Origin of the sequence: Candidatus Syntrophosphaera sp. (assembly GCA_019429425.1) — a bacterium.
Lineage (GTDB): Bacteria > Cloacimonadota > Cloacimonadia > Cloacimonadales > Cloacimonadaceae > Syntrophosphaera.
The window spans coordinates 20,462-27,724 of sequence record JAHYIU010000026.1 but is presented as its reverse complement, the minus strand read 5'-3'; the positions used below and the strand labels follow the sequence as shown (position 1 = coordinate 27,724).

Annotated in this window: 7 protein-coding genes; 1 reads left to right on the top strand and 6 read right to left on the bottom strand. The window is 55.9% G+C overall.

What is annotated here, in order from left to right; translation table 11 throughout:
* The 6 genes from K0B87_04265 to K0B87_04240 all read right to left on the bottom strand — a co-directional run.
* Positions 1-1,033: pyridoxal phosphate-dependent aminotransferase family protein (locus K0B87_04265; GenBank protein ID MBW6513955.1), on the bottom strand; the 1,033-nt coding region annotated here is incomplete at its 3' end.
* A 10-nt stretch (positions 1,034-1,043) separates the two neighbouring features.
* Positions 1,044-2,105, bottom strand: a complete 1,062-nt coding sequence (locus K0B87_04260; protein MBW6513954.1) for an AI-2E family transporter — start codon at positions 2,103-2,105, stop codon at positions 1,044-1,046.
* Positions 2,102-2,578 carry a cyclic nucleotide-binding domain-containing protein gene (locus K0B87_04255; protein MBW6513953.1) on the bottom strand — a complete coding sequence of 159 codons (477 nt, stop codon included), beginning with the start codon at positions 2,576-2,578 and terminating at the stop codon, positions 2,102-2,104. Before K0B87_04255 ends, K0B87_04260 begins: the two co-directional genes overlap by 4 nt.
* A 10-nt stretch (positions 2,579-2,588) precedes the next feature.
* Positions 2,589-3,224: a protein-L-isoaspartate(D-aspartate) O-methyltransferase gene (locus K0B87_04250; GenBank protein ID MBW6513952.1), complete on the bottom strand. Its 636-nt coding sequence runs from the start codon at positions 3,222-3,224 to the stop codon at positions 2,589-2,591.
* A complete protein-coding gene (gene surE / locus K0B87_04245; protein ID MBW6513951.1) occupies positions 3,224-3,997 on the bottom strand; it encodes a 5'/3'-nucleotidase SurE in 774 nt (257 codons plus the stop codon). The genes K0B87_04250 and surE overlap by 1 nt, the downstream gene beginning before the upstream one ends.
* A gap of 32 nt (positions 3,998-4,029) precedes the next feature.
* Positions 4,030-4,365: a hypothetical protein gene (locus K0B87_04240; GenBank protein MBW6513950.1), complete on the bottom strand. Its 336-nt coding sequence runs from the start codon at positions 4,363-4,365 to the stop codon at positions 4,030-4,032.
* Positions 4,366-5,237: 872 nt separating this feature from the next.
* Between K0B87_04240 and K0B87_04235 the strand changes: the two genes are divergently transcribed.
* Positions 5,238-7,253 carry an agmatine deiminase family protein gene (locus K0B87_04235; protein ID MBW6513949.1) on the top strand — a complete coding sequence of 672 codons (2,016 nt, stop codon included), beginning with the start codon at positions 5,238-5,240 and terminating at the stop codon, positions 7,251-7,253.
* Positions 7,254-7,263: the final 10 nt, after the last annotated feature.

The following is a 7,263-nucleotide window of genomic DNA, read 5'->3' as shown; positions in this document are numbered from 1 at the left end:
CCCCCTCTTCGTCCAGGCGTTTCCACATTCGGAAGGCGGCCATCATGTCGCCCACGTGGAGCGGAATGACCGGAGTGCAGGATGTACCGGTGTTGTAGCCCATGGCCTTGAATTCCTGCATCATGTAATTGGTGTTGTCCCAGAGTTGGGCAATGCGTTCGGGCTCTTCCTCCATGATCTTGATGGCCTCGAGCACGCTGGCCGTGGAGGCCGGAGGCAGGGACGCGGAAAAGATGAGGGCGCGGGATTTGTGCTTCAGATAGTGGATCATGTCTTCGTCCGCGGCGATGAATCCGCCCACCGAGGCCAAGGATTTGCTGAAAGTTCCCATGATCAGGTCCGTATCCGCGGTGAGGCCAAAATGCGCCGCAGCGCCGGCCCCCATCTTGCCCAAAACGCCCAGGGAATGGGCTTCGTCCACCATCAGGCTGGCGTTGTGTTTTTTGGCCAGGGCCACGATGTTGGGCAGGTCCGCGATATCGCCTTCCATGGAGAAGATCCCGTCCACTATGATCAGGCTGTTTTTCCCGTGGATCTTATGCAGCGTCTGCTCCAGGGATTTCATGTCGTTGTGGTTATAGCGCAGCATGGTGCCCTGGGAAAGCAGGCAGCCGTCGATGATCGAGGCGTGGTCATACTTGTCCGTGATCATGTATTCATTCTTGTTCACCATCGCGGAGATGGCGCCGACGTTGGCCTGATATCCGGTGGGAAAAGCGAGCGCGGCTTCCTTGCCCACGAGCTTGGCCAGTTCCGCTTCGAGCTGGATGTGGATGTCCAAGGTCCCGTTGAGGAACCTGGAACCGGCGCAGCCGCTGCCGTATTTCCTGACCGCCTGGATCGCGGCTTCCTTGACACGCGGATGGATGGTGAGCCCCAAATAGCTGTTGGAACCCATCATCAGCATCTTCCTGCCGTTGCACATCACCTCTGTGTCTTGTTCTGAAGTTATCTCCCGAAAATAGGGATAGTAGCCCAGGGCGATCGCCTTTTTGGCATCCTGGAAACTGTGGCACTTATCGATTAGGCTCATTCATACCTCTTTAGAGTAGTCGGAATTGTTTTAGATTTATGTAAAGTTCTTTGACCAGGCTGTAAACCATGAATACGAGGGGAACGGAGATCAGCATCCAGATCACGCCGCCAAAATAGCCCCCGGCCAAAACGGTGAGCAGCACCAGCAGCGGATGCATCCTGATAGTTTTGCCGATCACCGTGGGATAAACGATGTAGTTATCCAAACCCTGGACAATAAACATCGCCAGGGCCACCCAGACCGCCATGATGGGCGGAAATCCCGTCAGAAAAACGGTCAGGACCGCGATTATGCCGCCGATCCAGGGCCCGATGTAGGGAACCATGTTGGTGATGCCGGCGATGATGCCGATCACGATGGCATAGGGCACGCCCACGATGGTGAGCGCGATGGTGGACATGATGCTCACGGAGAGCATTTCCAAAAGGATCGCCCGCATGTATCTGCCCACCGTCTCATCCACCTTGTTCAACAGGATCAGGGCCAGTTCGAAATACCTGCCCGGCACCAATTTGACGATCGCCTGACGCAGCTTCTGCTTGTCGTTGAGGATGAAGAAGCCGAAGATGGGGATGGTGAAGATCACCATGATCGCGTTCACGATCACCGGATAGTTGTCAAACAGCAGCTTGGGCAGTTTCCAGATCTGGGCGCTGGCCGATTCGATAAAGTTGACAAACTTCCCCGCCAGTTCCATCTGCGGGATATTCACGTCCAGCTTCAACAACATCTCATACAGGGGCTGGATGAAAGGCAGTTCCAAGATGATCTCGCTAATGGGCCTGTCCGTCCTGCCCAGCAAGGTGATGAACTGGTTTCCCTCCGCGATCAGGCGGGGTATGAACCACGCAGAAAGCCAGGCAATGATCCCGCCGATCAGGGCATAAACCAAAAGAATGGCAAGCCAGCGCGGGATCCGTTTGAATTCCAGACGGGTGACCAAAGGATCCAGGATGTAGGCCAAAACGATCGCCAGCAGCAGTTTAACCAGGATGGAGCTGTAGAAGATCAGCGCGGCGATCGCCACCACGGCCATCAGGACAATGAAGATCAGCCTGGTCCAGTTCATGGCTGGCTGGTTGGCGCCGACTCCAGCAGATATCTGTCCAGAAAACGGCAGCATGCGGCCAGGAGTTTGATCCCCAGCGCGCGGTTCTTGTTCACCAATTCCCAAAAATCCCGCTCTGATAGCGCCAGCAGGCTCACATCGGTCAGCGCTGTGGCTGTGCTGAGCCGCTTTGCTTGGTCGAAAAGATCGATCACGCCGATGAATTTGTGCCTTTTCAAAACCTGGGGCCCTCTGCAGTTGGCAAATCCACTGACTTGCACCTCGCCGGCCACGATGAAATAAATCACCTCCAGCGGAAAGCCCTCTTCGAAGATAAGCTCGCCAGCCTTGAACTCGCGGCTGTGCAGATACTTGTGGACCAGACGTAGCTCGTAGGCGCTCAGTTCCTTGAACAGCGAATAATGGCGCAGTTCCATATGTTTGGCCGGATCGCCGTACCATTTTTTAAGCAGGGTCAGGATCTTGCTTTCCAAGCTTCCTCCTTCATGAACTGATCAGGGGCACAAACGTGCAGCCGCCATGTTCAGTGACGATGTATTCGTTGTTTTGGCGCACAACGCGGTTCAGGTCTTGATAACGGCCTTTGCCGACCGGGACAACCATGATCCCGCCCTCGGCCAATTGTTCCTTCAGGCGCTGGGGGATCCCGATCGCCGCGGCGCTCACGACTATTTTGTTGAATTCCTTGTAGGGCGGAAAAGCTTTCTGCCAGCCCTGCGCGCCGTCGCCGATGCGGAAATGGATGTTCCGGTAGCCCTCATCGCGCAGCACGGACTGGGCTTTCAGGGATAGCGGCTCGAGGCGCTCTATGGTGCAGACGTCCCGCGCCAATTCAGCCAGCAGCGCGCTCTGATAGCCGCTTCCGGTGCCGATCTCCAGCACCACGTCCTCTTCCTTCAGCTCCAGATATTGGAGCATGATGGCGATCATCAGCGGTTGGGAGATCGTCTGGTCCAGATCGATCGGCAGGGGCTGGTTGCGATAGGCGTAATCCCGGTATTGCGGCAGGACGTAAAGCTCCCTGGGAACCCTGGCAAAGGCCGCCAGCACCCGTTCGTCGGTGATCCCGGTCCGGGTCAGTTCCTGCACCAGCAGGGCGCGTTGGTCCTCAAACCGCATCAGTGCTTCTCAAACTGCAAAAGTTCGTTCTCTTCCAGCCATTCCAGGATGCCGGGAAAGGCTTCCCCGTGGGTGAGCGTCATGCCCAGCGGGGTGATGGAGACGTAGTTTTCCGCGATCGCCTCGGCGTCCGTGCCTTTCTGGATCTCCCAAGAGGGCAGGTCTCCGCCGATGCGGTAGATGAAACCATCCTGAAGTTCCTCGACGATGCTGATGAAATTGTAATATCTGCGGTGGCCAGTCGTGGTGAGGCGCACTCCGTTTATCTGCTCCGGGGCGGCGTTGGGGAAATTGATGTTCAGGATGCCGCGCGGTGGGACCAGTCTATCGACCCCCATTTCCAGCAGCTTCACCATCCACCCCGCAGCGGTGTCGAAATTCTGGCCCTGGTAGGAATTGATCGAGACGGCGATGGCCTTGTTGCCGAACAGGCTGGCTTCCAGGGCTGCGGCCACCGTGCCGGAATAGAGGACGTCCTCGCCCATGTTCTGGCCGCGGTTGATCCCGGAGATCACCAGGTCCACGGGCTCCGTCAATATGCGCTGGGTGGCGATCACCACGCAATCCACCGGGGTGCCGTCCACGCTGTACTCATTGGCCGCCAAAGCCTTGAGCCGCAAGTCCTTGCGTAAAGTGATCGAGTGCGAGGCGGCGCTCCGTTCCTGGTCCGGGGCCACGATTATCAGTTCGTGCCCGGCCTCGCTCAGATGCGCGGCCAGGGTCCTGATTCCCGGCGCGAATACGCCATCGTCATTGGTCAGCATGATCCGCATTGGCTTTCTCCCTAATTAGCGACGCTGCTTTTTTATTTTAACATATAAATTATCGTTGCCAGGATGATCGCGAGCAGGAGCAAAATGAGCCAGTTGTCCCTGATAAAGAGCACAACCCTGTTCCGCCGCCTGCGTTTCCGCCTGCCGGTCCCTCGCTGTTCGGGCTTTTCTTTTGGGCGCACCGGCCTGTGCCTTACCTTGGTTTCCAGGTAAACGCGTTGCGCGTCGGTCAGCCATTTCTTCCTTCCATCGCCCATCAGATACGGTGTGTAACCCAGCGTGAGGTAGTGCTTCCTCTGAAGCTCGGATACCCCTTCAACGCTGGCTGGATCGAGTTCTTGGACGATTAAGTGCTTGCTTTTGCTCATTGATTATCCTTGTTTTTGTATGTATTTTTAAGCAAATCATTCTGTCAAGTACTATCTCACGCGCATCGTGGAGCCTTATTGGGAAACGCTTCTGCAACCGCTCAGCCCACTTCCCGAGCGAGGGATCCACGTCTGGCGATCTCCCGATCTCAGCACCCGGCAATTCAGAGCTGTTTTCGTATCTTGCAGCATAATTCACCTTGAGTATTTGATTCCATTGATAAAGAAGAGTTTACAGCCTTCTCTTTCGGTTCTTCCCCCAGCTGGCTCCCTTTATCAATACGGTGTCATTACGGACTCATTACGGACTTTGTCCGTAATGAGTCCGTAATGATAGCGTAGTGATAGGGAGGGAGTAGAAGATCAGTTAGAACTGGTAGCTTGTGTCATCCAGTGTCATCCCGGGCTGCGAAACTGGGTGAAAAGGGAGTTAAGGGTCATGAAAGTCCTGTAGGGACGATATTTTAGATAGCACAATAACCCTAAACATGCCTCCTGAGTCCCGTGGGGATGACATATTGGGAAGCATCATACTCGCAGCCCCCCAATGAGATAGGTATCTGAAATGTCGTCTCTACGGGACTCACGCAAACAGTAGCTATCTGTAATTCTGTCCCTTCGGTACTATGAGCTGAGTTTTCACACAGCCTCCTTGACCCGGGATCCAGCCAGATAAGCTGCTCTTCCTGGTCCAGCACTGGCGGAAATGGGTTTGTGGAAGTCTTGCCAACCCCAGGGAAAAGAGGCTCAAAGCACTAAAATACGAAGACAAGAACCCCCTCGCTCCGGAGCCTGTCCCAAGATTTATCGGGTTTCGGCTTGAAAATTGTATGTTAATGACAAGAAATCTTCACCTATTGGAGTTTTGACTTATGCCCAGAGTCCCGCGGCTTGTTAAGAACTTTGTTTTGGCACTTCTCTGCCTGCTTCCGGCCCTGCTTTTCGCCCATCAGGACCTGCCCGGCGATCTGTTCAACGATTTTGGCAGATTCACCGAAACTGATCCCCCAGCCGGCCCGGTGCGCCCCATCGCGGAATTTGAGCCGGCCTCGCACGTCCTGATCCGCTATCCGCTCGGCATTCCCGTCTCCCTTGTGGCCCAGCTGGCCAATACCGCGCAGGTGGTTTGCATCGTGTCCTCTGCCACCGTGCAGAATCAGGCCACGACGGCCTTCACTTCCGGCGGGGTCAACATGGCCAACGTTTCCTTCCTCATCGCGGCCACGGATTCCTATTGGACGAGGGATTACGGGCCCTGGTTCATTTTTGACGGAAATGACAACTATGGCGTGGTGGATTACCGCTACAACCGGCCCCGGCCCAACGACAACCTGATCCCCCAGGTCTTTGCCAACCAGAACGGACTGGATTATTATGGCATGAGCCTCTACCAGACCGGGGGCAATTACATGACGGACGGGATCAACACCGCGGCCCAGACCACCATCGCCTACAGCGAAAACTCCTCCCTCACCCAGGCCCAGGTCAATGCCCGGATGCAAGCCTACATGGGCATCACCAGCTATCACGTGCTGCCTGATCCGAACAACACCTATATCGACCACATCGACTGCTGGGGAAAATTCCTGGCCCCGGACAAGGTCCTGATCCGCAGTGTGCCAACCACCCACGCCCAATACAACGCCATCGAACAGACCGCGGCCTATTTTGCCAACCTGAATTGCGCCTGGGGCTATCCTTATAAAGTCTACCGCGTGAACACGCCGCAAAACCAGCCCTACACCAATTCCCTGATCCTGAACAACCGGGTCTTCGTGCCGATCATGAACGGCTCCTACGACGCCGCCGCGCTGCAGGCCTATCAGGACGCCATGCCGGGATATGAGGTGGTCGGAGTGGCCGGCGCAGCCTCAACGCCCTGGGAATCGACTGACGCCCTGCATTGCCGCGCTCACGAGATCCCGGACCAGAACATGCTCCACATCAGCCACATGCCCTATTGGGGCACGCTGGACGAGGTTTCCGAACTGGTTTTCAGCGCCACGGTCAAGGCCCACAGCGGCCAGGCGGTGCTCCAAGATTCCACCTTTGTGGCCTATAAGGTCAATTCCGCGCCCTGGCAAAGCGCCTTGTTGACGCATCTCGGCGGAAATGACTACGCTGCCACGCTTTCAGGCTTCGCGCCCGGGGACAGCATCCGCTACTACATCCATGCCGCGGACGCATCCGGCCGCTCTATCAGCCATCCCTATTTAGCGGCCCTGGACCCGCACGTGTTCACCATCTACGCCGATACCGAAAGCCCCCAGATCACGCACAGCCCCCTGGACCAGATCGGCAACGAACCCGCCGTATTTTTCGCCACGGTGACAGACAACCACGGCGTGGCACAGGTGAGCCTGCGTTACCGCGTTGACGACGGAACTGTGAATGTGGCACCCTTCGAGGACATCGGAAACAATGTCTGGTTCTGTGCGCTAGACCCCGCCTTCAACTCCTGGGACCTTGTTTTCCACTATCAGATCGAAGCCTCCGATACAGCAGATTCACCCAATCTTGCTTGGTACCCCGGACAGGATGAATGGATCTCGGTCCCGATCGACTTTGTGGCCAATAACGACGATCTGATGCCGGATTCCGGCCCGGCGGCTTTCGCGGTTTACCCCAATCCCTTCTCTTTGGGCTTATCCTCCACTCTGACAATAGAATACAAAATGTGGTCAAATTTACCACCCCTGTTGAAAATTTTCAACACGAAGGGTCAGCTAGTAGCTGACATCAAAGCCGAATACTCCCATCCTGACGGAACTAAATACCTGTGGCACGGAATCGACAAGCAGGGGCGCCAGGTGGCTCCCGGGATATATTTTTTACGCTTGAGGTCCGAGTCTAACTCACTGACTCGCAAGATCTTAATCCTTAAATGAGGGCATGTGG